The organism is Leuconostoc sp. JNUCC 76 (assembly GCF_053667755.1).
The window spans coordinates 2,152,639-2,179,521 of sequence record NZ_CM132206.1 but is presented as its reverse complement, the minus strand read 5'-3'; the positions used below and the strand labels follow the sequence as shown (position 1 = coordinate 2,179,521).

26 protein-coding genes are annotated in these 26,883 nt (G+C 37.6%); 17 read left to right on the top strand and 9 right to left on the bottom strand.

All coding sequences use genetic code 11. The features are described from left to right. Positions 1 to 7 precede the first annotated feature (7 nt). Together JNUCC76_RS10975 and JNUCC76_RS10970 are read right to left on the bottom strand one after the other, a co-directional pair. On the bottom strand, positions 8 to 796 hold the full coding sequence (locus JNUCC76_RS10975; RefSeq protein ID WP_454154810.1) for a 2-keto-4-pentenoate hydratase: 789 nt from the start codon (positions 794 to 796) through the stop codon (positions 8 to 10). Between the two features lie 450 nt (positions 797 to 1,246). Next, positions 1,247 to 2,014 (bottom strand): helix-turn-helix transcriptional regulator, encoded by a 768-nt coding sequence (locus JNUCC76_RS10970; RefSeq protein WP_454154809.1) that lies wholly within the window; start codon positions 2,012 to 2,014, stop codon positions 1,247 to 1,249. A gap of 420 nt (positions 2,015 to 2,434) precedes the next feature. Here JNUCC76_RS10970 and JNUCC76_RS10965 point away from each other — a divergent pair, with 420 nt between their 5' ends. The 4 genes from JNUCC76_RS10965 (at position 2,435) to JNUCC76_RS10950 (ending at position 5,880) form a co-directional block, all read left to right on the top strand. Continuing rightward, a complete protein-coding gene (locus tag JNUCC76_RS10965) occupies positions 2,435 to 2,923 on the top strand; it encodes an MFS transporter (protein ID WP_454154807.1) in 489 nt (162 codons plus the stop codon). Between the two features lie 66 nt (positions 2,924 to 2,989). Further along, the gene (locus tag JNUCC76_RS10960; protein WP_454154806.1) at positions 2,990 to 4,030 is read left to right on the top strand and encodes an efflux RND transporter periplasmic adaptor subunit; all 1,041 of its coding nucleotides are present in this window, start codon (positions 2,990 to 2,992) and stop codon (positions 4,028 to 4,030) included. Next, entirely contained in the window at positions 4,023 to 4,712 is a 690-nt protein-coding gene (locus JNUCC76_RS10955; protein WP_454154804.1) for an ABC transporter ATP-binding protein, read from the top strand. The genes JNUCC76_RS10960 and JNUCC76_RS10955 overlap by 8 nt, the downstream gene beginning before the upstream one ends. Next, positions 4,699 to 5,880 (top strand): ABC transporter permease, encoded by a 1,182-nt coding sequence (locus JNUCC76_RS10950; protein ID WP_454154802.1) that lies wholly within the window; start codon positions 4,699 to 4,701, stop codon positions 5,878 to 5,880. The genes JNUCC76_RS10955 and JNUCC76_RS10950 overlap by 14 nt, the downstream gene beginning before the upstream one ends. Positions 5,881 to 5,915: 35 nt before the next feature. On the opposite strand, the gene JNUCC76_RS10945 is transcribed toward JNUCC76_RS10950, so the two are convergent. After that, positions 5,916 to 7,370, bottom strand: a complete 1,455-nt coding sequence (locus JNUCC76_RS10945) for a glutamate--cysteine ligase (RefSeq protein WP_454154800.1) — start codon at positions 7,368 to 7,370, stop codon at positions 5,916 to 5,918. A gap of 128 nt (positions 7,371 to 7,498) precedes the next feature. Here JNUCC76_RS10945 and JNUCC76_RS10940 point away from each other — a divergent pair, with 128 nt between their 5' ends. Continuing rightward, positions 7,499 to 8,392, top strand: coding sequence for an alpha/beta hydrolase fold domain-containing protein (locus JNUCC76_RS10940; protein WP_454154798.1), 894 nt, complete (start codon positions 7,499 to 7,501; stop codon positions 8,390 to 8,392). Between the two features lie 82 nt (positions 8,393 to 8,474). Here the strand turns inward: JNUCC76_RS10940 and JNUCC76_RS10935 are convergent, their stop codons facing one another. From JNUCC76_RS10935 to JNUCC76_RS10925, 3 genes are read right to left on the bottom strand one after another with little or no spacing between them, the layout of a single operon-like run. Continuing rightward, positions 8,475 to 8,738, bottom strand: a complete 264-nt coding sequence (locus tag JNUCC76_RS10935) for a PspC domain-containing protein (protein ID WP_454154796.1) — start codon at positions 8,736 to 8,738, stop codon at positions 8,475 to 8,477. A gap of 55 nt (positions 8,739 to 8,793) precedes the next feature. Then, the gene (locus JNUCC76_RS10930) at positions 8,794 to 10,128 is read right to left on the bottom strand and encodes a DUF4097 family beta strand repeat-containing protein (RefSeq protein WP_454154794.1); all 1,335 of its coding nucleotides are present in this window, start codon (positions 10,126 to 10,128) and stop codon (positions 8,794 to 8,796) included. Further along, complete coding sequence (locus JNUCC76_RS10925; RefSeq protein ID WP_454154792.1) at positions 10,115 to 10,465, bottom strand: PadR family transcriptional regulator; 351 nt, start codon at positions 10,463 to 10,465, stop codon at positions 10,115 to 10,117. Before JNUCC76_RS10925 ends, JNUCC76_RS10930 begins: the two co-directional genes overlap by 14 nt. A 393-nt stretch (positions 10,466 to 10,858) precedes the next feature. Here JNUCC76_RS10925 and tyrS point away from each other — a divergent pair, with 393 nt between their 5' ends. Both tyrS and JNUCC76_RS10915 read left to right on the top strand, forming a co-directional pair. Further along, positions 10,859 to 12,106, top strand: a complete 1,248-nt coding sequence (gene tyrS / locus JNUCC76_RS10920) for a tyrosine--tRNA ligase (protein WP_072614428.1) — start codon at positions 10,859 to 10,861, stop codon at positions 12,104 to 12,106. Positions 12,107 to 12,136: 30 nt separating this feature from the next. Further along, a complete protein-coding gene (locus tag JNUCC76_RS10915) occupies positions 12,137 to 13,126 on the top strand; it encodes a D-2-hydroxyacid dehydrogenase (RefSeq protein WP_454154791.1) in 990 nt (329 codons plus the stop codon). Positions 13,127 to 13,194: 68 nt separating this feature from the next. On the opposite strand, the gene JNUCC76_RS10910 is transcribed toward JNUCC76_RS10915, so the two are convergent. Genes JNUCC76_RS10910 through ilvD form a run of 3 tightly spaced genes read right to left on the bottom strand, consistent with a single transcriptional unit; the run spans position 13,195 to position 16,291 of the window. Next, complete coding sequence (locus JNUCC76_RS10910) at positions 13,195 to 14,157, bottom strand: bile acid:sodium symporter family protein (RefSeq protein WP_260355604.1); 963 nt, start codon at positions 14,155 to 14,157, stop codon at positions 13,195 to 13,197. A 37-nt stretch (positions 14,158 to 14,194) separates the two neighbouring features. Continuing rightward, a complete protein-coding gene (locus JNUCC76_RS10905; protein ID WP_260355603.1) occupies positions 14,195 to 14,515 on the bottom strand; it encodes a metal-sulfur cluster assembly factor in 321 nt (106 codons plus the stop codon). A 33-nt stretch (positions 14,516 to 14,548) separates the two neighbouring features. Beyond that, complete coding sequence (ilvD, locus tag JNUCC76_RS10900) at positions 14,549 to 16,291, bottom strand: dihydroxy-acid dehydratase (protein ID WP_454154788.1); 1,743 nt, start codon at positions 16,289 to 16,291, stop codon at positions 14,549 to 14,551. Positions 16,292 to 16,729: 438 nt separating this feature from the next. On the opposite strand from ilvD, the gene JNUCC76_RS10895 reads away from it, so the two are divergent. The 10 genes from JNUCC76_RS10895 (at position 16,730) to leuC (ending at position 26,876) form a co-directional block, all read left to right on the top strand. Then, entirely contained in the window at positions 16,730 to 17,593 is an 864-nt protein-coding gene (locus JNUCC76_RS10895; RefSeq protein WP_454154786.1) for a helix-turn-helix domain-containing protein, read from the top strand. Further along, the gene (gene sufC / locus JNUCC76_RS10890; protein WP_454154784.1) at positions 17,574 to 18,374 is read left to right on the top strand and encodes a Fe-S cluster assembly ATPase SufC; all 801 of its coding nucleotides are present in this window, start codon (positions 17,574 to 17,576) and stop codon (positions 18,372 to 18,374) included. Before JNUCC76_RS10895 ends, sufC begins: the two co-directional genes overlap by 20 nt. A gap of 1 nt (position 18,375) precedes the next feature. Further along, complete coding sequence (gene sufD / locus JNUCC76_RS10885) at positions 18,376 to 19,560, top strand: Fe-S cluster assembly protein SufD (RefSeq protein WP_454154782.1); 1,185 nt, start codon at positions 18,376 to 18,378, stop codon at positions 19,558 to 19,560. Next, the gene (locus JNUCC76_RS10880; RefSeq protein ID WP_454154780.1) at positions 19,547 to 20,773 is read left to right on the top strand and encodes a cysteine desulfurase; all 1,227 of its coding nucleotides are present in this window, start codon (positions 19,547 to 19,549) and stop codon (positions 20,771 to 20,773) included. Before sufD ends, JNUCC76_RS10880 begins: the two co-directional genes overlap by 14 nt. After that, positions 20,760 to 21,194 carry a Fe-S cluster assembly sulfur transfer protein SufU gene (gene sufU / locus JNUCC76_RS10875; RefSeq protein WP_454154778.1) on the top strand — a complete coding sequence of 145 codons (435 nt, stop codon included), beginning with the start codon at positions 20,760 to 20,762 and terminating at the stop codon, positions 21,192 to 21,194. Before JNUCC76_RS10880 ends, sufU begins: the two co-directional genes overlap by 14 nt. Positions 21,195 to 21,209: 15 nt before the next feature. Continuing rightward, positions 21,210 to 22,640, top strand: a complete 1,431-nt coding sequence (gene sufB / locus JNUCC76_RS10870) for a Fe-S cluster assembly protein SufB (protein WP_072614419.1) — start codon at positions 21,210 to 21,212, stop codon at positions 22,638 to 22,640. Positions 22,641 to 22,643: 3 nt separating this feature from the next. Further along, positions 22,644 to 22,949 carry a metal-sulfur cluster assembly factor gene (locus JNUCC76_RS10865; protein WP_454154776.1) on the top strand — a complete coding sequence of 102 codons (306 nt, stop codon included), beginning with the start codon at positions 22,644 to 22,646 and terminating at the stop codon, positions 22,947 to 22,949. A gap of 306 nt (positions 22,950 to 23,255) precedes the next feature. After that, positions 23,256 to 24,428 (top strand): 2-isopropylmalate synthase, encoded by a 1,173-nt coding sequence (locus JNUCC76_RS10860; protein ID WP_454154774.1) that lies wholly within the window; start codon positions 23,256 to 23,258, stop codon positions 24,426 to 24,428. 1 nt (position 24,429) lies between these two features. After that, entirely contained in the window at positions 24,430 to 25,503 is a 1,074-nt protein-coding gene (gene leuB, locus JNUCC76_RS10855) for a 3-isopropylmalate dehydrogenase (RefSeq protein WP_454154772.1), read from the top strand. Further along, positions 25,500 to 26,876: a 3-isopropylmalate dehydratase large subunit gene (leuC, locus tag JNUCC76_RS10850; RefSeq protein WP_454154770.1), complete on the top strand. Its 1,377-nt coding sequence runs from the start codon at positions 25,500 to 25,502 to the stop codon at positions 26,874 to 26,876. Before leuB ends, leuC begins: the two co-directional genes overlap by 4 nt. Positions 26,877 to 26,883: the final 7 nt, after the last annotated feature.

Sequence of the window (26,883 nt, the reverse complement as noted above, 5' to 3'; positions counted from 1 at the left end):
TTTTTTATTATTTCACATGAACCCAAACAGAACCAAAGCCTTCAGTGAATTGCGCTTTCCAATTGCCGGCTGTGAGTGATAAGGGAAGTAGAAATGTTCCTGTCGAGGCATGTGTTCCTGCTGGGAAATTTTTACCTTGTGAAAATAGTTTTTCAACAAGCCATTTTAGTGACGTGACTGGGTTGCCAAGGACTTCACTGCCAAAGCCACTGGCAACTTCTTGATCATTGTGTGACAGAACTGCTGAAACACGAGCTAAAGTAGCTAAATCTAAGTCAGCGCCATCACGTTGATTACCATAAACTACGGCACCGCCTACGGCCGCATCGCACAAAACGAGATACTTGTCGAGCTTTGGGAACCAATTTTTGAAACGGGCATCTGGTAATTCTAAAGTTGGTGCAACAGTTGTATTTTGAAGTAGTTCTACCTCACTCATTGATGGGGTTAGGTCCTTCTTTGCAGTAAACATTAGTTCTACCTCAACTAGCGGTTCATTATATGCTGTTAAATCTAAATTGAAACCAGATTGGACAAATCGATTAGCTAATTGGGCACCATACAGTGGTGAATCAGAGTTAAATAAATCTTGTGTCTCCTGAGACGTTAAGGAAACCTTGTAACCAGCAACTGGAGCATTTTTTTGAGTAAGAACGTCATCTTGGACTTTATAGGCATCTTCGAAATTATCAACAACGCCGACATATTCGTCTCGGTCAAGTGGCGTGTTGGTATCAAATGCTTGGAAGAGTTTAGTAGTTAATTCTTGTACGTTGTGTGTTGTTGATGTTGTCATGATATTTTCCTCTTTTATTGTTATTTCAAACAAAAAATCTCATTTAATAACTATTACAGTTATTAAATGAGATTTTAAACTCCTTTATAACCGTAACGACCAGATATTACGAGTCGTTACGTTAAATAACAACCCAACTATTAAATAATAATAATTGCGTTGATAATTGTATTGTTTACTTGTGAGTTCATTTGCTTGTTCATGTTTCTAAGTATAGAATAAATAAAATAAAAAAGCAATACTATTATTATTTTTATAATTTAATTGCCATTATTAATGATGAAGTCAGATATAATACACGACGTTTGTATTTTTATTCATACACATAGAAATTGCTTTGTTTATATAAAAGTTAACAAAATCACAATATAAAATCAATAATTATACGGTTTGCATAATTATTGAATAAAAATGCCGTATTAGTAAAATACGGCGTTTTTATTTAAAAAGTTATAAGTCAGCTATGTCAGTGATAGACATCTTGGCTAATTGTAAGAAATGAACTCTAAAATTTTCTGGTGTTTCGGGGATAGGTTGAGTCAACCAAGTTGAAATAATTGAGAGTGTCATTTTTACGCTGAGTTCAATAGCGAATAATCGGCTGATTGGGGCGTTTTCAATACAATAATTATTAAAAAACGGAGTCACCCATTTAATGTATCTTTGCTCTAAAAAAGACAGCCACTCGCCATTTGCATAATTTTTTGAATAGAGTATTTTTAAAACATGACAATGCTGGTATAACACAGGCAATATAACGTCAGCGATTATGATAAAAGGGTCAGTTACTGTTGTATGTTCCAGTGCAATTGATATTTCTTGTTCAATTTTTATCGCAATGAAAGTTAATATATCCAAAGGTGTTGAAAAAAGCGATGAGACATAGTGTGGACTCAGACCGGATTCAAGAATAATATCTTGCATAGTAACATTTCGCATATCAGAGCGAGATAATAAGCACAAGAATGTATGCGCCAATTTTTCTTTATCCAAATCACGTTTACTTTTCTTCGGAACCTTATCGACGGGTAATAATTTTGAAAGTGGTATATTAAATGATTGTGATATTTTTTTCAACATAACAAGTGTGGGGCGGGTTCTCGCACGTTCCCAACTTGAAACTGTTTGGTGAGATACAGACAAAAAAGCAGCAAACTCTGTTTGCGTGAGTTTGTTTTCAATTCTAATCTTTTTAATTATTTTATTAGTTTCATACATGAAAATACCATTGTTTTCTTATAAATTAATAAGAAAGTCCGAAAAATATAGGTGAAAAATCACATCCATTTTTGGCTTGTTTAATTAAAATAATTATTATCAGATTTTACCATAAAAGTCAATAAAATATTTATCGCAAAAAATACGATATGCCGTAATTTTTGATGAATTTTGGACGTGTCGACTTTGATATAATAATAACTATCGGCTAAATAGTATAGGCCCGATACAAATAAAGGAGAAAAGAGATTATCTGATAGTTCATTTATACTTGTTTTAAAAAAATAGATGATTTTTTGAAAGTTTGTGGGGATATTTTCAAAACTCATCTATTTTATTTCACAGGTTGTTACAGTTTGAACTATTGTTAGGGTGCAAGCATGATGAATCTTGTAGTCTTGGTAATCAACAGGGAGAAATATGACAAAAACAGTTAAAATTGTGTTAACAATCGTTGGTACTTTGGTTCTAATCGGAATAACGATGGTTAGTAGTTTGATCGCTATAAAAGACGTAAGTGGATCTGAGTTTAATACACCAGCTTTGCCTGTAATGATTGGTATAGTTGTTGGAGCAACAGCATCTGTTATATTTGGTGCGTTATTCAGCAAATTATTTATATTTCTTTCGCAACTTGGACAAGAGGCAAAGCAATCCGTATCATTCATGAATTCTTGGTACGCCACAGTAGTAAGTATGCTACCTGTTGGAATCATTAATCTGTTTTTAATAACTGTTTTGAATCTATACAAGAATAATAATAAAGTAGCAAGCATTATTGGTAATCTTGTTGTGGCATTCTTATATACATTAATTTTGCGTCAGGATGGTACGATTACAAAACGCACACAGATTATTTTTATTGTGATTTCAGTAGTTTTGGGAGCAGGAATGGCCTTTGCGTTTTAACTTTTTGTAGTTAACGAGACGTAAAAAGTTTTGAATAATCATTAACATGTTATGTAGGGGAAGTATATGAAACGCAAGACAAAGATCATAGTAACTGTTGTTGGAAGTGTTGCTGCACTTGGTATTGTAACTGCCACTAGTGTGCAAGCTTATCATAAACTGGTAAAGCCAACAACAACTGCCAACAACAAGTATCAAGTGTATAAGGTAACTAGCGCCTTACCACTTACAATGTCAGGAAAAGTAGTTGCCGAAAAAACACAATCTTTAAACTCACCAACTGGGAAATTGCAACAGATTAATGTGAAAGATGGGCAGTCTGTTAAAAATGGTGATATTTTACTTACCGTAACTGCTACAGATGTGCAAGATTCTATTAGTGCACAACAGGATGTTGTAAATAAAGCCAATCGCGCAGTTAGCAGCGCATCAGCTACACTAAAAAATGCACAACAAAGTTACAATCAAGCAGATGCGGATACTAAAATTTCGCTAAAGGACACTGTTACACAAGCGCAACAAGCATTAACTGATGCAAATGGTGATTTGCAAGATGCTCAAAATAAGCTAGCAGAATTACAAGGTAAATTAACTGTATCTTTAAAGGCACCTTTTGACGGGGTTGTTTCAGTTAGTAACGATACAAAAGATGGTATACCAGCCATTACGATGAATTCAAGTCAAAAAGTTTTGCAAGCTAATGTGTCAGAATACGATTACAGCAAGGTACACGCTGGAAACACTGTCACAGTGAGCGGTATTGATGGCTCGCCAAAACAAAGTACTAAGATTACAAAAATTGAACAAATTCCATCTAGTCAGGGCAAAGGAACAACGTATTATCCTTTCTCTGCCAGCGTTAATAACGAATTTTTGTACGGACAAAGCGTTAAAGTAAAGGTACCGCAGTCAGAGTTAAAAATTCCAAAATCAGCGGTGTATAAAGGCAGTGTTTACAAAGTTATTGATGGTAAGGCTAGTCGAGCTCAAGCTGACTTAACGCAAAATGGAGATACGTACATTGTTAACTCTGGTATTAGTAAAGGGGAAGAATTGGTTACTAATCCGGATGCAAAGTTGACAAATGGAGAGGTTGTTGATGATTAACTTAGTTTCAGTCAGCAAAAGTTATCGACAGGGAAACGAAAATTATAAGGCTTTACATGAAATTTCGTTAAATATTAATGCTGGTGAATTTGTTGCGATTATGGGACCGTCCGGTTCAGGGAAATCAACATTGATTAATATTATTGGCTTTTTAGACAATAATTTTGATGGACAATATAATTTCAACGGCACAGTAGTTAATGATTTGAATAGACGCGATCATGCTCGATTGCGTAATCAATCGGTTGGTTTTATTTTTCAAAATTTCAAACTAATTAGGAACCAAAGTGTAGGCGAAAATGTTGGGTTGCCGTTATTATATGCCGGTTTGAAGCGACGTGATATTATTGCTCGTGTAAATGATGTGTTGGAGCAAGTGGGATTACCCGGCAGTTATGCTAAACTACCTAAAAATTTATCGGGTGGACAACAGCAACGTGTTGCAATTGCTCGTGCAATTGTCACACGGCCTAACTTTCTAGTGGCAGATGAACCCACGGGGGCATTAGATTCAGCGACATCTCGAGAGATATTGGCACTTTTTGAAGAGCTAAATCGTAATGGAACAACAATCATTATGGTGACACACGATGAAAACGTTGCACGCCAAACAAATCGTCTGATTAGAATTTTAGACGGTCGTTTACAAAGTGACATGGAGGTGCAACATGCAGGTTCGTGAGTTAATTGTAAGTTCATTCAGGTCATTAATTTCAAATAAACGTCGCAGTATTTTAACTATGATTGGCATTATTATTGGTATTGCTTCGGTGATTACTATCCTATCTCTTGGCGATGGTGCAAGGATGGAAATGTTGAAAAATTTGCAGGCCGATAGTAGTGGACAGCAGTCGACGGAAATTACATTTTCGCCAAGTAATGATGCTAAAGTTTCCGGGTTTAATAATGATGATTTAGCGCGTATTCGCGCTAATGCCAAAGTCAGCAACGTTACGGTCCAGTCTGATGATCATGGTATCTTATCCAGTGAGGGGACTATTAATGGTAAGAGCTTAACAGCATCAGTATATTTAGCAACAACAGCAAATGACAGCGAGATAATTACTGGGCACGGCCTTAAAGCAACAGATATCACAATGGATAACCCAGTTGCATTGGTTAGTCAATCAATTGCCAAGAAAGGTTATCGAACAAATCGAAATGCGTTGAATTCAGGAATTGAAATCAATGGCACAATGTATACAATTGTTGGTATTATTAATAATAATGCGGTAAAGGGTGAATTTTACAATTACGACGTTGTTGTGCCACGACACGTGTTTGAGAACAGTAACGCAACGGTTAATGCGAATACCTTAAAGCTAACATTTGTGTCTGGAACAAATATATCTAAAGCAACAACTGATATTAAAGATCAACTTAATAAAATTGGTTCACAACATGCTTCCGGATCCTATGAGTTTTTTGATACAGCAGCTATGCTGAAAGGTATAACAGCAGTCATTAAGGGTATTACTTACTTTATTGTTGCTGTTGCAAGTATTTCGTTATTTATTGCCGGTATTGGGGTCATGAACATGATGTATATTGCAGTCAGTGAGCGGACTCAAGAAATTGGTATTCGGATGGCTGTGGGGGCATCTCAGAAACAAATTTTATGGCAGTTTTTGATTGAAGCAGTTATGTTAACACTTAGTGGCGGGATGATTGGCTACCTTGCAGGGTTAGGGGTAGCGATGGGAATTTCTGCTTTCCTACCATTTAAAGCTAGTGTTTCACTATCAACATTCTTATTGGCTTTCGGAACATCAACAGTTGTTGGTCTAGTGTTTGGTATTTTACCAGCAAAAACAGCAAGTAATAAAAACTTGATTGATATTTTAAGATAACAACTACTAAAAAAGTAATGATACAGTCCGTATCATTACTTTTTTGTTTTGACATATTTAGTTAAGTCTGTATTTTTTGTGAACGTCCAGACGTGGTCGTTTTGGCTTATTTGTAAACAATTGTCCTTGCGCAATAATGTTTTAAATCCTAATTTATGCGCCTGGATGTAAGTTTGTTTTAAGTGATTAGGGGCAAAAACAAAATTATTACTGCTGGATTTTCGTTCTGACAATATCTGTTGTCCGCGTTTCAAAGCAAATGATTCCAGAGAATCATTACTAATGAAGTTTGATAACTGGGCCCCGATAGTTTTCGTTGGATCAGCAAGGGCATTCTTAGCAAATGTGAGAGCGCTAAAAAAATCTTCCTGTAGTCCAGCGGGGGATAGTTTAATAATATCCTCCAAGCGTTGAGTCAATTGTTTAGCAGAAGTGGCGAGTGAAGAGACGAGGGGATCATTTGGATGTTGTAAAGCTACCGTATGGTTTAGAAACTGCGCACTTTTTAAGTCGTCATCTGACCATTGTTGTGGATTAATGATGGCATCGATGATTAGCAAATGGAGAAAGCTTAACGCATTTTGTGAAATACCATCTAGTGTGAAAGGATTGATATCAAACATCCTAAATTCTAAGTATGAGGCGCCACGTTGTGCCATATTATTCAAACTTCCTGGAGCCTTTAAACGTACTGGACCATAAAACTCACTTTTATCATAGAATTGGCCTGTATCAACATAATGTTGGATTTGTTGTATATGCGTTTCAAAGCTAGTATAGTCAATTTCAATATCGTTATGATTTGCAAAACCAAAATTACTGGCGCGCCAAGAGCGAACCGGTTGCATATGTTTGAAATTGGTTGGTAAATTATCTGTTGAATTTTCGGAAACGGGACTTGCACCAAAAAGATAGGTCAGTAGCCACCTATAATTAGCTATCTGCTGAGCGATTTGAAAGTATAACTCATTTTTGGCAGCAGGGTAGGAATTGATTTCTTTTTGAGAGCCAAACCACCAAACTAAGTCGTCAGCTGGTGAAAAATTAACATGAATTCCAGTCATAATATGTTTGAAAGGTCCATAACGCTCGACTAAAACATCCCGATATTCTTGATACCAAGATCGTTCAAAATGATTAAGCAAATAATCAAGATCGTTGGCAGACATGTGTGGGGGCATCGAAAGTGGCCAAATAATTTCATCCTCAGCCAGTTCAGATGCCAAAATAGTCTGGAGTTCGTGCAAATGCATTAAGGCATCTCTTGAAGAATGCTTAGTAGCGGTAACTAGTTCCTCTTGGCTTTCAGAGAAATCAGTCTGGAAATAGGGTTGATACTTCCGATTGCCTAAATCACGTGGGTGTGGATGCTGGGATAGGCTTTTACTTCCTGATTGTACACGGTGTTCTTCTATTTCAATACCGAAACGACCAGCAAATAGTATTTCATGTAGCTTGTTATTTGTAAGTTGTATAGAATTTTGAAGCATACAACGTTCTCCAATTGTTATATTTAAACCATTTTAACTTATTATAACCTGGTAATGGTAAAATCTGTATCGGTTTTAATATTATTGTTACAATTTGACGAATATGTTAATTGTTTTATAATGAAAGTATGTTATTCAAAGATAAAACATATAAATATGTTCCAGCAAATATGCCAAAAAATGCTAGGGTTTTTCATGATCTTAGCTATTCGGTTGGAGAACGTCATCAACTTGACCTTTATTTACCTAAGGTGGGGAAAAATTATCCAGTTATTGTAGACGTCTATGGTGGTGGTATGCTTCGAGGACAAAAATCCTCATATAAACTGAATCCCAGTTTACGGTTCTTGAGTGATGGCTTTGCAGTAGTTAGTCCAGATTATTCGCTTAATCAGCTCGGTGAACAAACTTTCCCTGTCCAAATCGCTGAGATTCGTGCAGTAATAAATTTTTTGATAAAGAATTCAAAGCAGTATGGCCTTGATACGGACAACATTATATTGATTGGAGAATCTAGTGGAGCCCAGTTAGCCGTTTTAACTGCAGCAACAATATCTGAGCATTTATTGTTAGGTAGACTCAAAGATGTAGCGGAGCACACATTTTTTCCAAAAATTAGTTGCGTGATTGGGATGTATGGGCCTTACAAAGTTGACGATTTTTCTAAACAGTTTGCTGAGCTCAACATAAAACCACAATTCAGCGAGACTGGTGAGGCACAGTCATTTGAAGGAATAATGTTAGGCACCAAACGGCCGGATCAGATGCCAAGTAAAGTTGCACAAGCGAATCCAGCAACTTATTTTTCAAAGAATATGCCGCCCTTGTTATTATTTGCTGGAACTAGGGATGACGTAGTACCTTATTTACAGAGTGTTTCATTGGCTGAAAAGTATTATCAGAAAGTGGGTAAAAGAGCTGAGGTGATACTAGTTGATGATGCGCATCATGGACCACGTGATTTCAACACGGATGATATTCATGCAAAAAAATTGGCATTTATCAGACAAAATACTAACTAACAATGCGTTTTTGCAAAGCAAGTAAATAGACCCTGTGGATATGAAAAAATTCCACGGGGTCTATTTGAGATTAATGTTTTAATTAAGGGCGATCATCGTAGTCATCAGGTGTGACATCTTTTCTGGAACCGTCTGAATAATAATGTATCTGATGTGGTTCATCAGGAATTAACACCCAAGCGATGATATAAACTAAAATTCCGGGGAGAACGGGTAGGAGTCCTAATACCACGAAAATGATTCGAACTAACGTAGCATCCCAATTAAAATAGTTAGCAATTCCGCCAAGGACACCGGCAATAACACGGTTATCACGTGAGCGAGTTAATTTTTTAGGTTTTGTCATTGTTATTCCTCCATGTAATAATTGTTGATTTAGGCTTAGAAATCGAATATAGGTATTAGTATATCTTTATAGAACCCATAGCTGCTTTTGCATCGATTGTAAATTCAGGGTTAGCACCAACAAATCCACTTTTATAGCCATCGAAACTTTTATTATAGTGGATGTCACTGCGATCCAAATGAACTGCTCCGGAGTTAGTTGCTAGTTCAAAATTGAAGTCTTGATCAGCTGGAGCCGTTAAGCGAATGGTACCAGAATTAGAGTTTAGTTTCAAATCATTTGTTAGTTGGTCAACTCTTAAACGAAGTGAACCTGAATTAATCGTGAATTCTCCGCCACCAACAAGATTGTCTATACGTACCGAACCCAAGTCAGCGTTAACTTTAGCATAATCAATAGTTGCATCGTTGATATTGATAGCACCTAATTGAGCATGTATTTTAGCTTGTTCAGCCTTGATATGTGTTGCCTTTATTGAGCCAGATGCAAGTTGCCAATCTGCAGTCTTGGTATCCATATTTTTGACTTTGAAACTGCCGGCATTAATTTGAACGTTAAACTTCTCGGTAACTAAGTCTTGTGCATATAAGCTGCCTGCTTGGTTTTGTACTTCTATTTTCCCGGTGGTGAATGAGCGCGGAATTCCTATGTTTACAGCAGTGCGGACATGGAAGAGCATTGGATGTTCACCCTGGTTAACTACAATTTTATTATCATTTTCAGAGATAGTGGCAAAATAACGTCTATTATCACGACTAAAGTACTCATCAATAGTAATGAGGTCGATTTTATCATTTGTGTAGAAGTGAATCAAAGCTTCGCTGTAATCAATTACAAAATCTTTGCTACTAGTTGGCACGGTCAATTGATGGTGAGCTTTAGCCCAGTTAGGTTCCTTGCAGTTTTTATTTTCAAAATTATCATTGCTATCTGAATCAACATTATCTTCAAATTTATAGTATTTATCGCCCACACGGGCGCCATCGCGGTCAACGTGCAACCAATCACCAAATTGGACTTTATTGTTTTTGCCATCAAGTATGATATCATCACCAAGCGTTACGCCTTTTTTGTTGATGTGTAAATTGCCAATGTGCACGCCTTTATTTGAAATATCCACGTAAGGTCGTTTTGGCTCAGATTCTTTGTTTGTTTTCTCTTTTGTACTAGGTTCACTCAAGTCCTTTAACAGACTATCAATATCACCTAGTTGCTCAAAAGCATCGTCCAAAGCTTCATTATGGGAACGATCAGTTTTAGAAAAATCTTGATATGCTTCCAAAAGGTCGGCAACCAGTTCTTCTTTAAATTCAGTCAATTGTGTATTTGGCGTGTATTTTGAAAAAATAACATCCAAACGAGTTCTAATTTCCATTTCAACGCTCATCATAATCTTCTATCCTTCCGCTAATTAAATGACTAATGATGTTTTTAGCAAATTCCCATTCTTGACGTGATGCTACAAAATGTTGTTGCCCTTGAGATGTGATAGTGTAATATTTCCTTCTTGCACCTTGTGTTTCATCACCCCAGTAACTTCGGATGTCACCAGCTTTTTCCAATCGCCTAAATGCAGTGTATAATGTTGCTTCATTTAGCTCATATTTTTTTGTGGAGAGCTGTCTAATTGACTTCGAAACTTGATATCCATAGGAATCACCTTGACTAAGAATGTTTAAAATAATTGTGTCAGTATGTCCTCGAATGAGATCTTTTGATATATCCATATTCAATTACCTCTTAATAATTACATCATATATTAAATTACTGTGTTTGTCAAAGTAATTTCCGATTTGAAAGTTTCTGAATGTTTCACATGAAACAATTTTGTGAATGCGAGTCAAATGAAAACTTCCTATTTTATCTGAAATTCTGGTATAATAAAAACATTCATTACGCTGATAAAGATAATACCATGCGTGTCAAAGAGAGTTAGCGGTTGCTGTGAGCTAATCCGTGGGTATTGTTGAGTTACACAGTGTGCAAAGCAATGACGTGTGCCGCGATAAGGCATATTAAGTGGTAGGTCCGATGACTTACAATTTAGGTGGTACCACGGTGAAAATCGTCCTAGTCTGTTTAGATTAGGGCGATTTTTTCTGTAATTAAAGGAGATAATGATGAATTTTATTGAAGATTTAAAGTGGCGCGGTGCGCTAAATCAAGTTACTGATGAAGAGGGATTGATTAATGCAATGCAATCAGGTGAAATTGGCGCTTATGTGGGAACAGACCCAACAGCTGATTCATTACATTTGGGGCATTTGATTCCATTCATGGTGCTAAAGCGTTTCCAAAATGCTGGTGGAAAAGCGGTTATTATCATTGGTGGTGGAACGGGAGCTATTGGGGATCCACGACCAACGACAGAACGTCAATTATTATCACCAGAACAATTACATGAAAATGAAAAAGGTATTACCGAACAAGTAACTAAATTATTTGGGGATGCCAATACGGCGATTGTAAATAATAATGATTGGCTCGGAAAGTTAACGTTAACAGATTTTTTACGTGATTATGGAAAGCTTTTTTCTATTAATGTAATGTTAAAAAAGGATGTGGTCGCATCTCGTTTAGAAACTGGTATTTCATTTACAGAATTCACATATCAAATTTTACAAGGCATTGATTTCCATGAATTGTGGCGTCGCCAAAATGTTCAATTACAAATTGGTGGATCAGATCAGTGGGGTAATATCACATCTGGTATTGATTTAATTCATTCAATTGAAGGTAATGATGCGAAAGCATTTGGTTTGACAATTCCTTTGATGACAGATTCATCTGGCAAAAAATTTGGGAAATCAGAAGGGAATGCTATTTGGTTAAACCCCGAGAAAACCTCTCCTTATACTTTTTACCAATTCTGGTTTAACCAAAGTGATGAGGATGTTGTGAAATATTTGAAGTACTTTACATTCTTGGGTGTTGATGAAATTAACGCACTTGAACAAGAATCAAAAAATAATCCTGGTGGCCGAGTAGCACAGAAGCGTTTGGCACAAGAAGTGACTAAATTTGTCCACGGAGAACAAGCGGTTGTAGATGCAGAAAAATTGTCTGCTGCATTATTTAGTGGTGATGTTGCCGATCTTTCAGCAGCAGACATTGCAGATGCATTTGGTGGTGTCCCAAGTTTTGATATTACTTCAGAGAAAAAGAATATTGTCGATTTCTTAGTTGACGGAGAAGTAGAAAAGTCAAAACGTCAAGCTCGTGAAGATGTCACAAATGGTGCGATAACAATTAGTGGTGAGAGAGTGACAGACCTTAACTTTGAAATTGACCCAACAAAACATTATGATGGAAAGTTTGTATTGGTTCGTCGTGGTAAAAAGAAGTATTTCTTGGGTACGGTGAAATAAACTATTCTTAGCACACATTTGGAGGGTATCATGAAAATTTTAATGTACAATACAGTGTCAGATGAATTACCATATGTAAAGAAATGGATTGAGAAGACTGGGCATGAAGTTGTGACTATTGACCAACCACTTGATGAAAGTACGGTAGAACGTGCTAAAGGATTTGATGCTATTACTACACAGCAAACGACAACAATTAATGCACCAATTTACAACCAACTTGCTCAATTCAATATTAAACAAATCGCTATTCGACAAGTCGGTTATGACGTGCTAAATTTACCAGAAGCGTTTGCTAATAATATTCGCCTATCGAATGTTGCAGCTTATTCACCCCGAGCAATTGCAGAATACACATTGACGCAACTTTTTAACTTGATTCGTCATAACAAGAAATTTGAACGTGCTATGGCAGTTGGAGATTACACTTGGGCAGCTGGTGGACAAGCACGAGAAATTCATAATTTAACTGTCGCTGTAATCGGTGTGGGGCGTATTGGAACGGCGCTTGCAGAAATGCTTCATGCGCTGGGGGCGACAGTGTTAGGCGTTGACCCTGTTTATCGAGCTCAGAATGAACCATTTGTGGCTTATACAACATTAGATGATGCTTTATCTCGAGCAGATGTGATTAGCTTTCATACGCCTTTAAATGACGAAACACGTGGTATGGCCGATAAGAATTTCTTTGCCAAGATTCAGCCAGGAACAATTATGTTGAATTTTGCACGTGGCGAAATTGTTGATATGGTAGAGTTGGAAAAAGCCCTTCAGTCAGGGTTGCTAGCAGGTGCAGCCTTTGATGTGGCACCAAATGAAAATGATTTTATGAATCAAAAGCAACCTACGACAGAATTACCTTCAGATATACAACGGTTACTTCAGTATGATAACTTTCTGTTATCACCACATATTGCCTTTTACACAGATACCGCAATTAAAAATATGGTTGAAATGGCCTTAAACGATGCTGTGACAATGGTCAATGGTGGTTTCACTGAAAATGAAATTTTGCGATAAATAATATAGAATTAAGTTATTAAATAAAAAAGGACGGTGCTTATAGCATCGTCCTTTTAAAATTATTTTTAGTCTTGTGTGTTATCTGTATGATTCTTCCAAAGAGAGGCTAATACTGAACCGGAGATATTGTGCCATACGGAGAACATAACTGCGGCAATAGCCGAAGCTGGTTCAAAGAATGAGATGGCTAATGTAGAGGCAAGCGCAGAATCTTGCATACCAACTTCGAAAGTGATTGCCTTTTGTTGAGGCGTCTTCATTTTCATCATTTTTGAGAAGCCATAGCCCAGTAAGTAGCCTAATAAATTGTGTAATATAATAACGGGCACTAAAATCAAGGTTGAAACTGCCAAAATGGTTTTAGAATTAGCTGACAACACGGCTAAAATAATTACTAATATAGCGACTTGTGATACCAAAGGCATAATTTCAATCACTTTTTGTACGTGTTCTTTAAAAACCATGTGAACAATGACACCTAATACGATAGGAATAACAACAATTTGAAATGCTGAAAAGAACATTGATGCAAAAGGAACGTGCACCCATTTGCCAGCCAACAGTTTCAATAGTGTTGGAATCATGATAGGTGCTAACAATGTAGAAAGTAGGCCGATTGAAACATCAAGTGCAACATCACCGCCAGATAAAAACGACATAACGTTAGAGGAAGTGCCAGATGGAGCTGATCCCACCAATATTACCCCAACGGCAGCAGCACCTGTTAATCCAAAAAGGTGTACTAATAAAAAAGCAATTAAGGGCATAATGACGTAGTGTGCTATTGTTCCCAAAATAATTTGTAATGGATTTCGAGCTACTCTTTTAAAGTCAGTTGGTGTTAAAGTGATCCCCATGCCAAACAAAACAATCATCAGCAATATTGATACGGCTGAAAGGTTCCCCACTTTTGTTGTAGCAAGTGATGTGCCAGGCCCAGGAATGAAAATAGCCGCTAAGGCTACTAAAATAACAAAGACGGTGAAAAATTTAGTCAGAAATTTTGAAAGCGATTTAATTGTATTCATATTACTCTCCCAGTAACTTGAAATAAGATTGGTGTTTTTAACTATGGACACCTAAAACCATTTTTGCATAACGACTCATTCTATCAGTAGTCCACGCTGGTTCCCAAACTAAGTCGATCTTGACACTATTGACAGCATCGATTGCCAATAAAGCGCGCGTAATCATTGTGTCCAATACAGCAGTTAACGGACAACCCATGGTTGTTAAAGTAAGTTTAACGGTGACATGACCATCTTCATCCATGGCTAATCCATAAACCAATCCCAAACTGACAATATCGCAACGTAGTTCTGGGTCAATTACTTGTGATAGGGCTTCTAACATCTGGTCTTGTAGTTCTTGTGTTTTATTTTCCATGGGTCAGTCCTTTACTACTGGTAAGATAAAGTTTTAGTTTGGGAAAAGTTCATCTGCTCCCTTTAATACAGCACCTGTATTTGCAGAGGTTACGAGGGCTTGATAGCGTGCCATCCATCCTGTTCTAATTTTAGGAACAAATGGCTTTAATTGCTTGTGGCGTTGTTCAAGCTCATTATTTTCCACATGCAAATGCATTGTGCGTTTGACAAGATCAATTGTAATTTGATCACCATTTTCAACAAGTGCTATTGGTCCATCATCGGCAGCTTCAGGACTAACATGTCCGACTGAAATACCACGAGATGCACCTGAAAAACGACCATCTGTAACCAATGCGACTTCTTTTCCAAGTCCCATTCCTGTAATTGCTGATGTTGGTCCAAGCATCTCAGGCATACCGGGACCACCCTTAGGTCCTTCATATCTGATAATAACTACGTGTCCAGCATGAATTTTACCAGCATCAATAGCATCAACAGCATCTTGTTCAGAATCGAAAACAATTGCTTCGCCAGTAAATGTTTTAATGCTTGAATCAACACCACCAGCTTTAATGACTGAGCCTTTTGGAGCTAAGTTACCGTATAAAATCGATAAGCCACCTTGCTTTGAGTATGGATTTACATCAAATTTACGAATGATTTCATCATCTATAATTTCGTGATCAGCAACATTCTCACGTAAAGTTTTCCCTGTAACTGTCATACGGTCGGGATGTAGGACCCCACCCATACGAATTAGTTCATTGATGATAGCGGGTACGCCACCAGCTTTGTGAACATCTTCCATGGCCCATTTTGATGAAGGCGCAATCTTAGATAAATAGGGCACTTTTTTAGCAATTTCATTGATGTCTGCTTGATTATAGTCAATACCGGCTTCATGAGCGATAGACAAAACATGCAACACAGTATTTGTTGATCCACCCATAGCCATGTCGAGTGCCATAGCGTCATCAAGTGCTTCTTTTGTAATTAAATCACGTGGCTTAACATTTTCTTTAACCATGCGCATTAGTTGTTTGGCACCATCGCGAATAAGGTCACGTCGTTCATCAGAAATGGCCAATGCTGTACCATTGAAAGGCAGTGCAATGCCCATAACTTCCATTAAAGTGTTCATTGAATTAGCTGTAAACATACCAGCACAAGAACCACAAGTTGGGCAGGCATTTTGTTCCATTTCTAAGAATTCTTCTTCTGTCATTAAACCAGATTTGAATGCGCCAACAGCCTCAAACATTGAAGACAATGTTGTTGCTTTGCCTTGTGGATCTAGTCCGGCTTTCATTGGCCCACCAGAAACGAATACGGATGGTACATTACAACGTAACGACGCCATAATCATACCAGGAGTGATTTTGTCACAGTTTGGTAGGAAAAATACGCCATCAAACCAGTGTGCGGTAATGACAGTTTCGGCTGAATCAGCAATCAATTCACGAGATGGTAAGGAATAACGCATACCCAAGTGACCCATAGCAATTCCATCATCAACACCAATTGTATTGAATTCAAATGGAATACCACCAGCATCACGGATAGCTTGTTTTGCAACATCAGCTAATTCACGTAAATGAACGTGACCAGGGATAATCTCTACATATGAGTTACAGATAGCTATGAAAGGTTTTTTCATATCCTCTGGGTTACTAACTTGACCGGTCGCATATAGTAACGATCGGGCTGGGGCTTGATGAATTCCCATCTTGATGTGATCAGATCGTTTTTGTAGATCATCACTATTTACATTAAATGAAAAAGTATCTGTCATGAAATATTTCTCCGCAATTTCTAATTTTAATATGTTTTTACTAATTTGAGTATAGGGGTATAAGTTCAATTGTCAATGAACTATTCCAAATTTATATTTTCTAACAAAATAATCAGTTACAAGTTTAATTTAGGTGCATAAAATATCAAATCTGCCTTAAATAGTTCTGACAACGTTTGACATTTCTAAATTATAGGAATATAATTATTTTAATATTATCGTGAGTTCTTGCTCAGAAACAGAAATAACATATGAATAAAAAAATAAAAAAATTAAACAACATTCTCATTATCCTTCTTCTCAATTGATGATTAGTAGGTTATTTTGAGTTAACGTCTACTAACCGTTTTAGATTTAGTAGACAGTTGGGACATTTTTTGTTCAGGCACCTAACTGTGAAAGCAGTTAGGTGCCTTTTTTTATAGGATTGGGGGATCAATGATTAATATAGACAAATTTATTAATACTAGAAAACGTTTAAAAATATCACAAATGGTACTTTGTGCTGATATTTGCACACAAGCTACGCTATCAAAATTTGAAAAACATCAGCAAGTTCCGGCTTTCGATATCATGATTGCTTTGTGTGAAAGACTAGGTTTGACATTAAATGATGTTTTCCCTATCAATGTGACCGCTCGTCAGACACATAATGAAGAAGTCTTAACACAAGCGATGCAAGAACTTTTTTACCAAAACATCTCACAGTTTGAGCAGTTAATGAGTCAAGTAGAGGTTGATAAATTACTGGATAATGAACAACCTATGTATCAAATTGCTCAATATTTTTCTTCAGTTATTTTAAAAAAGGATTGTGCCACAGCAAAGCAAGTGATTAAAAAAGTTGATATTGCTGGACTTAATAAATCCCACAAGTTGTTATTTTATGCTATAACAAGCCATTATTATTATCAACGTGGCCAATTTCATGAGGCACAACAAGCTTTTGAAGACGTATGGCGATATCAGAAAGAAACATCAACAGTGGACCATTCAGGATGTCAAGCCGCGATTGTTTATTTGTTAGCTCAATACCAAATGTCGATTAAAAACTACAAATATGCTATGATGTTGGCAACTTATGGCATTGATTTGGCAAACGCAAGTGACAGCACATATTTCTTGGAAAATTTTTTTTGGCTATTGGTAGAGGCAAGTGATACGTGGCATAGTCAAGATTTTATTGTGAATGAAATGATTGAAAATGCACGTGTAATTGCTAAAATACATAAGAACGAAGACATTTTAAAAAAGATCAGTCAACGAAAAGGGGAAAACAACAATGGCAACACTCAAGGTTGAAAACTTACACGTTTCAGTAGAAGGAAAAGAAATTTTAAAGGGAGTTAACTTAATTGTTAATACTGGTGAAATTCATGCCATCATGGGTCCAAACGGAACGGGAAAATCAACGTTATCGCAAACTATTATGGGGCATCCAGCCTATGAGGTGACTGAAGGTCATATTTACATTGACAATCAAGATTTAGCTGAAATGTCAGTTGATCAACGGGCACGTGCTGGCCTATTCTTAGCTATGCAATATCCATCAGAAATTCAAGGCGTAACAAATGCTGAGTTTATGCGGGCAGCAATTAACGCACGCCGTCCGGAAGATGATCAAATTGGTATTATGTCATTTATTGAAAAACTTGATGAAAAGCGTGAATTTTTATCTATGTCTGAAGAAATGGCGGAACGTTATCTTAATGAGGGTTTCTCTGGTGGTGAAAAAAAACGTAATGAAATTTTGCAAATGATGATGATTGAACCTAAAATTGCTATTTTAGATGAAATTGACTCAGGGCTAGATATTGATGCTTTGAAAGTTGTTTCTCGCGGTGTGAATGAAATGCGCTCTAGTGAATTTGGTGCGTTAATGATCACACACTATCAGCGTTTACTTGATTACATTGTTCCAGACTTTGTCCATGTTATGATGGGGGGCAAAATTGTCAAAACAGGTGGTGCAGAGCTGGCCAAGAAGCTGGAAGCTGAAGGATATGCTGGTTTGCGAGATGAACTTGGATTGAATGTTCATTTAACAGATGAAGATGTGAATTCGTATTTTGTGGAGGATTGATATGGTTGATAATAGTGTAATACAATCTCTTCCGTTGCCTACATTTGCCAAAGTTCGCTATAATTCATGGCAACTTGATGAAATGATACCAGCCACAGAAAAAGCTACAACATCGTTCTTTATGAAAAATAAGAAGAACGGCATCGAAGTTAGTGGCCTATCGACAACATATCAACATTTGACAGAAGAGATGACCGCTCAAGGGGTGATGCTGATGAGCATGACACAAGCGAAAACAGAGCATCCAGATCTTGTTAAAAAGATGATTGGGAGTGTTATTGACAAAGCAACGGATCGTTTGTCAGCTCAAAACTTTGCCCAATTTAATACTGGGATCTTCGTATACATTCCGGGAAATGTTCAATTTGATGAAGTTTTACATTTAACATTAAATCATTTGGCTACTTCTGGCAAAGATTTGGTTGCCCGTATTTTCGTCTATATTGGTTCGAACGCTAAAGTTGATATTCTGCAAGAAATGCATACGATAGGCACTCAAAAAACAAAAGCTTCGGTTATTATTGAAGTTATAGCCGATTCAGGTGCCCAAGTTACTTATGCTAATATTGATTCTTTTGGAGAACAAACAACAGCCTTTATTAACCGTGAAGCAGAAGTGAGAGATCACGCAACAGTTGATTGGCAAAATGCCGAGTTTAATGATGGGAATGTTATTATTCGCTTGGCAAGTCAATTGAATGGGGAAGGCTCTACCTCACATACAAATGTTATTGGACTGACAACAAAGAAACAAACTCAGGGTCTTGTAACGACTATCTTAAATCGAGGTCGTCATTCATTAGGACACATTTTCCAACGAGGGGTCATTTTAAACCGTTCCACATTAGTTTTTAATGGTATTGGGAAAATTATTAAGGGAGCAAAGGGATCAGATGCGCAACAAGAATCACGTGTCTTGATGTTGTCCCGTCGCGCACGAGGTGATGCTAATCCACTGTTATTGATTGATGAAAACGATGTTACAGCTGGTCATGCGGCTTCAGTCGGTCGTGTTGATGAGAATCAGATGTATTACTTAATGAGTAGAGGTATTAGTGAACAAGTTGCTCGAAAATTGGTTATTCGTGGATTTATGGGCGAAGTATTAGCAAAAATGCCGACAAAAGAAGCACAACAGCAGGTAGTTGAGGAAATAGAAAGAAAGTTAAAACATGAAGATGATTAAAACTGATTTTCCAATATTAAACCAAAAAATCAACGGACAGCAAATGATATATTTTGATAATGCGGCGACTTCCCAGAAACCACAGTTTGTCATTGATTCACTCGTTGATTATTATCAAAATGATAATGCTAATGTACATCGTGGTATTTATGAACTGTCAGAACGAGCTACAAACGCATATGAACAGGCACGAGACAAAGTTCAAAATTTTATACATGCAAAAAAACGCGAAGAGGTTCTCTTTACTCGTGGTACAACAGAATCGTTGAATTGGTTGGCAAGTACCTATGGTGCGGAAAACATTAAGCAAGGGGATGAAATTCTAATTTCCTATATGGAGCACCATTCCAATATTGTACCTTGGCAACAGTTAGCACAGCGTGTGGGTGCTAACTTGAGATATATTGACCTTAAAGCAGATGGTACGTTGGACTTGGCTGATGCTGAAGAAAAGATGTCTGACAAAACTAAAATTGTATCTGTTACTCATGCTTCTAATGTGTTAGGTGTGGTTAACCCAATAAAAGAATTAGCACAAATGGCACATGAACATGGCGCTATTATGATTGCTGATGGTGCTCAATCAGCGCCGCACATGGTAATAGATGTTCAAGATATGGATGTTGATTTTTTCGCCTTTTCTGGTCATAAAATGTTAGGACCAACGGGTATTGGTGTACTTTATGGTAGGTATGAGGTGTTGAACAAAATGAATCCAGCGCAATTTGGTGGGGAAATGATTGAACTAGTTGACCTTCATGAAGCAACATTTCAACCATTACCTTGGCGTTTTGAAGCTGGAACACCTAATATTGCTGGTGCGATTGGTTTGGGAGCAGCAGTCGATTATTTGACAAATATTGGTATGACGAAAGTGGAGGCTTATGAACAATCATTAGTTTCTTACGCTTTGCCGAAAATAAAAAAAATACCTGGCGTTACTGTATATGGTCCGCAAGATAGTGAACACCATTCGGGTGTTATCGCATTTAATTTAGATAGTGTTCATGCGCATGATTTAGCAACTGCACTGGATCAAGAAGGTATTGAAGTGCGAGCAGGCCACCATTGTACACAACCACTCATGCGACACTTAGATATTGCTGCCACAGTTCGTGTCAGCTTGTACATTTACAACACGCGTGAAGAAATTGATCACTTTATTGATATCATAGGAAAAATTAAGGAGTACTTTAACCGTGAGTTTGCATAATTTAGATAATTTGTATCGTCAAACAATTATGGAATACGCGCAACATCCACATAACTACAAGCCTATGTTGGGAACAGAAAGTTATCATGTTCGAAAGTATAATCCAACTTGTGGTGATATCATTGAAGTGGCTTTTAATATGGATAATGATAAGGTGACAGATATTCATTTTTATGGAGATGGTTGTGCGATATCGAAGGCCTCCGCCTCAATGATGACAGATTTAGTATCTGGTAAAAGTAAGAGTCAGATTGGTCAGTTGGTTGATCAATTTTCAAAAATGGCTCGTGGTGAAGATGGTGACTTCAAATCACTTGGAGAAGCACAAATTTTATCAGGCGTTACAAAATTTCCTACACGAGTAAAGTGCGCAACCTTAGCATGGCATGCTTTGGATGAATTATTAGCAATAGAAAAATAAAGGGGGGGTGCAGTCATGGAAATAGATAGACAAGAAGCCATTGATCAGACAAAAGCTGCTATTTCAAACGATAAAGCTACTGAATTAGGATTTCAAGATGATTATCAAGCTGTTTTTTCGACAGGAAAAGGTCTAAATGAAGACATTATTCGTCAAATTTCAGCCAAGAAAAATGAACCACAATGGATGCTAGATTATCGATTGCAAGCGTATCAAACATATCTTCAGATGCCAATGCATAAATGGGGACCAGATTTAAGCGAGATACATTTTGAAGATATTTACTACTATAACAAGCCAACAAATGATAAGTACCGTGACTGGGATGACGTCCCAGCAGAATTGAAAGAAACATTTGAGCGTTTGGGTGTTCCAGAAGCTGAACGAAAGTGGCTGGCTGGTTCTTCTGCCCAGTATGAGTCTGAAGTAGTTTACCATCGTATGAAGGAAGAGTTCGCTAAAACGGGTATTATTTTTACCGACACAGATACTGCGGTTCAAGAATATCCAGAGCTTGTTCAAGAATACTTTGGTTCACTGGTTAAACCGACCAATAATAAGCTAGCCGCTCTAAATTCAGCAGTTTGGTCTGGTGGTACATTTATTTATGTGCCTAAAGGTGTTCACGTTACGACCCCTATTCAGTCTTATTTCCGCATTAATACAGAAAATGAGGGACAATTTGAACGAACATTAATTATTGTTGATGAGGGCGCACATGTCGATTACGTTGAGGGCTGTTCAGCACCAATGTATTCAGGGGATGCCTTGCATGCTGCTGTGGTTGAAGTGATAGTTAAAAAAGATGGATATTGCCGTTACACTACGATTCAAAATTGGTCTAATAATGTGTATTCACTGGAAACAAAACGTGCAGCAGCCCATGAAAATGCAACAATGGAATGGGTTGATGGCAATTTTGGTTCAAAAACAACGATGAAGTATCCATCAGTCTATTTGGAAGGCGAGGGGGCAAAAGGTACTATGTTATCGATTGCTGTCGCTGGCGAGGGTGTTAACTTAGATTCTGGTGCGCAGATGATTCATAACGCTAAAAATACGTCATCATCTATCATTTCAAAATCAATTGCTCATGATGGTGGTTCCACAGATTACCGTGGCACGGTGAAGTTTGGGCGCGAATCTGATGGGTCATTTGCTCACGTTGAGTGTGATACGATTCTAGTTGATGATAAATCGTCAGCTGATACGATTCCATATAATACAATTTTAAATGGAAATGTGTCTATGGAACATGAGGCCAAGGTATCACGTGTTTCTGAAGAACAACTATACTACTTGATGACTCGTGGTATTTCGGCAGAAAAGGCTACAGAAATGATTATCATGGGCTTTATTGAACCATTCACAAAAGAGCTACCAATGGAGTATGCGGTTGAATTAAATCGATTAATGAAATTTGAAATGGTCGGATCGGTAGGATAGGTTATGAATAAGAAAGTTGAGGCGCGCATTATGGATGCTTTGACGACGGTTATCGATCCTGAATTAAGGGTTGATATCGTCAATTTAGGATTAATTAATGATGTTGATATTAATAGCACAGGGAATGTGACAATCAATATGACACTAACAACCATGGGATGTCCATTGATTAGCGTATTAGAAGAGATGATTGACGAAGCATTAAAAATTTTACCCGAAGTAAAATCAACCAGAGTTGAACTCACGTGGGAACCAGCTTGGGAAATAGACCGAATGTCGCGATATGCCAAAATGGCGTTAGGATTATAAAAAAATAGCTTGATTATATAAAAATGGAATAAAACACTTCCCGTGATTGACGATGAATTATAAAGTAGTTATGATTAGTTTATTAAATTAAAAGGAAGTGTTTCACATGAGAAATCAGGCTACTGTACAAATGAATATTACAAATGCAGCCCTTCTCCTCAACTTGCTCAGACAGACCCTAGCAAGTTGAGCTTTTGAGCTGGTTGTTAGGTACTTATCTAATGGCTAGTGAATAAAAGGATGTGAGTGCATGATCCCGGACTAGTCAAATTGACTAGTCCGGGATTTTAATTTAAGGAGAAGATTATGGCAAGCAAAGTAACTTTTTATGACACAACAATGCGTGATGGTGAACAAACAATCGGGGTTAACTTTTCAATTGAAGAAAAGATTGAAATTGCAAAAGGATTGGATGATTATGGCGTTGCAGCAATTGAAGCGGGATTTCCTGCGGCTTCTCAGAAAGATTTTGAAGAAGTAAAAAGAATTGCTGAGGTTGTGGATAATGCAAAAGTTGTCGGTTTGGCACGAATGGTCAGAAATGACATTAATGCGGTTATTGAGGCAACTAAGGCTGCAAAGCATCCAATGATTCATGTGTTCATTGCAACTTCACCAATCCACCGTGAGTTCAAGTTACACATGACCAAAGAGGAAATTTTGGAAAAAATCAAGGCGGACGTTACTTTCACTAAGCAGTATATGCAAGATATTGTATTCTCACCTGAAGATGCGACACGAACTGAACCTGATTTTTTGGTAGCAAGCGTGCAGACAGCTATTGACGCTGGAGCGACGATGATTAACATACCTGATACTGTTGGTTATGATACACCAGAGGAATATGGCGAAGTTTTTGAAAACTTGCGTCAAAATATTGTTGGCTTTGATACAGTTGGTTGGTCAACACATACACATAATGATTTGGGTATGGCAACGGCTAATGCTTTGGCAGGAATTGAGCATGGTGCGACGGAAATTCAGGGCACAATTAATGGTATTGGTGAGCGTGCCGGAAACGTTGATATGATTGAAGCAGCAGCAGCTATTCATGTACGTCATGAAAGGTTTAATGCTGAAACAGATATTGTTTTAGCTCAGTCAAAAGCCATTTCTGATATTGTCGCACGCGCAACCCGCATGCCAGTTGCGGGTAATAAACCCATTATGGGACGCAATGCCTTTGCTCATGAATCAGGTATTCATCAAGATGGTTATTTAAAAAATCCAGAAACCTATGAAATTTTGAAACCAGAAATGGTCGGCGCTACGGCATCCTTACCACTTGGCAAGTTGTCAGGGTCGCATGCAGTAATGTCAAAATTAAATAATTTGGGATATGATGTGACGCGTGATGATATGAAAGCAATTTTCCCAATCTTTAAATCAGTTGCCGAAGAGTCTGATTTGATTACAGATGATCAATTAAAGGTTATTATGCAAGTTGTTGAAGAAAAAGAAATGGTGAGTTATCAATAATATGACATCAGTTAAAAAAATAGTAGTTTTAAAAGGCGATTATATTGGTCCGGAAATCATGACAGCAGGGTTAGCTGTATTGGATGCTGCGACAAAGGATACAACATTTGCTTATGAACTTATCGATGCACCTTTTGGTGGTGATGGTATTGATCGAGCTGGAGATCCTTTACCACAGTCGACTATTGATGTTTCAAAACAAGCTGATGCGGTGCTACTTAGTGCAATTGGTGGACCAAAATGGGATAATGCGCCACGACGTCCAGAACAAGGACTATTAGAAATTAGATCCAAACTTAACTTATTTGCTAATATCCGGCCAACAAAAGTGACGGCAGCACAAATTGACCGCTCACCACTGAAGCCAGAGTATGTTGAAAATACGGACTTCGTTATCGTTCGTGAACTGACCTCTGGTGCTTACTTTGGAAAGCCACGCAAGTTAGAAGCACACCAAGCCATTGATACGATGTATTACAGTGAAGAAGAAGTAACTCGTATTATGCACCAAGGCTTCAAAATGGCTCAAAAGCGGAACAAGCATGTCACTATCGTTGATAAGTCAAATGTATTGGCAACATCAAAGTTTTGGCGAAAGATTGCGAATGAAGTTGGTAAAAGTTATCCGGATGTGACAATCGACTATTACTATGTTGACGCGATGACAATGGCTATTATGTCAAAACCAGCAACATTTGATGTTGTGATTATACCTAATTTGTTTGGGGACATTTTAAGTGATGAAGCAGCACAAATTACAGGTTCCATTGGACAAATACCTTCTATGTCAGTTGGTGAAAGTGGTCCTAATTTATATGAGCCAATTCATGGTTCAGCACCTGACATTGCTGGGCAAGGCATAGCAAATCCTATTTCTATGGTAAATACGGTAGCTATGATGTTAACGGAAAGCTTTGACGAAAAAAAGATTGCAGACAAAATTACTGCAGCAGTAGATTACATTATTGAAAATCACTATGTAACACCAGACATGGGTGGAACAATGACGACCGATGAGGTCACGCAAAAAATGATTGATTACATAAGAAAGTATGAATCGGCGGATATAATATGAGCAAAACACTATTTGACAAAATTTGGGAAAAACATGTCATTACTGGGGAAGTTGGTGAAGCTCAACTGATTTACGTGGATTTACACTTAGTTCATGAGGTGACATCACCACAACCTTTTGATGGGTTGAGAAGTACAAATCGCCGCGTTAGGCGACCAGATTTAACCTTTGCAACAATGGATCATAACGTGCCGACTAAAGATATTTTTAATGTACAAGATCAAATGTCTCGATTACAAATGGACACGTTGGTTAAAAACACAAAAGAATTTGATGTGCCATTGGCATCAATTGGTGATGACAAGCAAGGAATCGTTCATGTTGTGGGACCGGAGCGAGGATTGACACAACCAGCTAAAGTGATTGTCTGTGGTGATTCTCATACAGCAACTCATGGTGCGTTTGGCGCAATTGCCTTTGGAATTGGTACTTCCGAAGTTGAGCATGTCTTGGCGACTCAAACGATTTGGCAAGTTAAACCAAAAACAATGGGAATTAAGGTAACAGGAGAGTTACCTAAAAATACATACGCAAAAGATATTATTATGGGCATTATTGCTAAATATGGTGTGTCATTTGGGGTTGGTTATGCAATTGAATTTTACGGTGAAACGATTGAGAAGTTATCAATGGAAGCTCGTATGACGATGTGCAATATGTCAATTGAGGCTGGTTCAAAAACTGGTATGGTACAACCCGATCAAACGACATTTGATTACATTGAGGGTCGTGAACAAGCACCCAAGGATTTTGAAGCTGCAAAAAAGTATTGGTCACAATTCTACACAGATAATGAAAGTGACTTTGATGAGACGTTGACCTTTGATGTATCAAATTTGAAACCGATGGTGACATGGGGAACAAATCCAGGCATGGCTACACCTGTTGATCAGTCTTTGCCAGAAATTAAGGATGATAATGATGCAAACGCTTATGAATATATTGGTTTGCATCCCAATATGAGGCCTGTTGACATTAATTTGGATTACATTTTCATCGGATCATGCACGAACAGCCGTTACGAAGATCTTGAAATTGCTGCGAATATGATGAAAGGACGCCATTTGGCGCCTACTGTAACTGCGTGGATTGTACCTGGTAGTCGTGCCATTAGAAATCGTGCAATTAAAACAGGCATTGCTAAAATATTTGAGGACGCTGGGTGTGAATGGCGTGAACCAGGATGCTCAGCATGTTTGGCAATGAATCCAGACAAAATTCCGGCAGGAAAACATGTTGCTTCAACATCAAATAGAAATTTCATTGGACGTCAAGGTGCGGGATCAAGAACGCATTTGGCTTCTCCAGCTATGGTTGCCGCAGCAGGAATTGCTGGTCACTTTGTTGATATTACAGCAGATGAGTTTGTATAGGGGAATA

Coding starts and splice junctions, on each gene's coding strand:
- JNUCC76_RS10965 (WP_454154807.1), top strand. CDS start 2,435: ATGACAAAAACAGTTAAAATTGTGTTAACAATCGTTGGTACTTTGGTT.
- sufD (WP_454154782.1), top strand. CDS start 18,376: ATGGTTGATAATAGTGTAATACAATCTCTTCCGTTGCCTACATTTGCC.
- JNUCC76_RS10880 (WP_454154780.1), top strand. CDS start 19,547: ATGAAGATGATTAAAACTGATTTTCCAATATTAAACCAAAAAATCAAC.
- leuC (WP_454154770.1), top strand. CDS start 25,500: ATGAGCAAAACACTATTTGACAAAATTTGGGAAAAACATGTCATTACT.
- JNUCC76_RS10860 (WP_454154774.1), top strand. CDS start 23,256: ATGGCAAGCAAAGTAACTTTTTATGACACAACAATGCGTGATGGTGAA.
- JNUCC76_RS10865 (WP_454154776.1), top strand. CDS start 22,644: ATGAATAAGAAAGTTGAGGCGCGCATTATGGATGCTTTGACGACGGTT.
- JNUCC76_RS10960 (WP_454154806.1), top strand. CDS start 2,990: ATGAAACGCAAGACAAAGATCATAGTAACTGTTGTTGGAAGTGTTGCT.
- tyrS (WP_072614428.1), top strand. CDS start 10,859: ATGAATTTTATTGAAGATTTAAAGTGGCGCGGTGCGCTAAATCAAGTT.
- JNUCC76_RS10950 (WP_454154802.1), top strand. CDS start 4,699: ATGCAGGTTCGTGAGTTAATTGTAAGTTCATTCAGGTCATTAATTTCA.
- JNUCC76_RS10970 (WP_454154809.1), bottom strand. CDS start 2,014: ATGTATGAAACTAATAAAATAATTAAAAAGATTAGAATTGAAAACAAA.
- JNUCC76_RS10975 (WP_454154810.1), bottom strand. CDS start 796: ATGACAACATCAACAACACACAACGTACAAGAATTAACTACTAAACTC.
- JNUCC76_RS10925 (WP_454154792.1), bottom strand. CDS start 10,465: ATGGATATATCAAAAGATCTCATTCGAGGACATACTGACACAATTATT.
- JNUCC76_RS10910 (WP_260355604.1), bottom strand. CDS start 14,157: ATGAATACAATTAAATCGCTTTCAAAATTTCTGACTAAATTTTTCACC.
- ilvD (WP_454154788.1), bottom strand. CDS start 16,291: ATGACAGATACTTTTTCATTTAATGTAAATAGTGATGATCTACAAAAA.
- leuB (WP_454154772.1), top strand. CDS start 24,430: ATGACATCAGTTAAAAAAATAGTAGTTTTAAAAGGCGATTATATTGGT.
- sufC (WP_454154784.1), top strand. CDS start 17,574: ATGGCAACACTCAAGGTTGAAAACTTACACGTTTCAGTAGAAGGAAAA.
- JNUCC76_RS10905 (WP_260355603.1), bottom strand. CDS start 14,515: ATGGAAAATAAAACACAAGAACTACAAGACCAGATGTTAGAAGCCCTA.
- JNUCC76_RS10945 (WP_454154800.1), bottom strand. CDS start 7,370: ATGCTTCAAAATTCTATACAACTTACAAATAACAAGCTACATGAAATA.
- sufB (WP_072614419.1), top strand. CDS start 21,210: ATGGAAATAGATAGACAAGAAGCCATTGATCAGACAAAAGCTGCTATT.
- JNUCC76_RS10930 (WP_454154794.1), bottom strand. CDS start 10,128: ATGATGAGCGTTGAAATGGAAATTAGAACTCGTTTGGATGTTATTTTT.
- JNUCC76_RS10915 (WP_454154791.1), top strand. CDS start 12,137: ATGAAAATTTTAATGTACAATACAGTGTCAGATGAATTACCATATGTA.
- JNUCC76_RS10955 (WP_454154804.1), top strand. CDS start 4,023: ATGATTAACTTAGTTTCAGTCAGCAAAAGTTATCGACAGGGAAACGAA.
- JNUCC76_RS10935 (WP_454154796.1), bottom strand. CDS start 8,738: ATGACAAAACCTAAAAAATTAACTCGCTCACGTGATAACCGTGTTATT.
- JNUCC76_RS10895 (WP_454154786.1), top strand. CDS start 16,730: ATGATTAATATAGACAAATTTATTAATACTAGAAAACGTTTAAAAATA.
- JNUCC76_RS10940 (WP_454154798.1), top strand. CDS start 7,499: ATGTTATTCAAAGATAAAACATATAAATATGTTCCAGCAAATATGCCA.